Origin of the sequence: Siphonobacter sp. BAB-5385, assembly GCF_002261125.1 — a bacterium.
Taxonomy (GTDB): domain Bacteria; phylum Bacteroidota; class Bacteroidia; order Cytophagales; family Spirosomataceae; genus Siphonobacter.
This window is the reverse complement of sequence record NZ_NMPS01000227.1, coordinates 1-391: the sequence shown is the minus strand read 5'-3', so window position 1 is coordinate 391 and position 391 is coordinate 1. Positions and strand designations below refer to the sequence as shown.

At 42.5% G+C, this 391-nt stretch carries 1 protein-coding gene; it reads left to right on the top strand.

Annotated elements, in window-relative coordinates:
* Window positions 1-308 (top strand): hypothetical protein (locus BWI93_RS27960; RefSeq protein ID WP_176454316.1); only part of this gene is annotated, 308 nt, incomplete at its 5' end.
* Window positions 309-391 lie beyond the last annotated feature (83 nt).

The following is a 391-nucleotide window of genomic DNA, read 5'->3' as shown; positions in this document are numbered from 1 at the left end:
TTTTAGAGGCTGAACGGCAAATGATGCAGGACAAATATGAAAAGTCGCTGAGAGAGGCTGAAAAGCGTCTAAAATCGGATAACCTGAGTAGTGCGGCTACCGTCCTCAAAGAACGGGGTAATCGCAGACACACATCAGCCGAGACCAAGCTCGCCACCATCGAGCGAGTGCTCGATGCTCAGGGCTTGAAAATGAAATTTACCCCGGACGGTAGGAATATGCAGTTCGAAAAGAAGTCAGAAGTGGTTCAAAAGGTCGACCAAAAGCAAGAAAAGACTCAAGAAAAACGGAGAGGAATGCGGCTCTAAAATGTGTTATAGAAAGACTTAGAATAAAAAAATTGTAATTAATTGATTTTCAGATACTTACATATACCAATAGTGCAATAGCT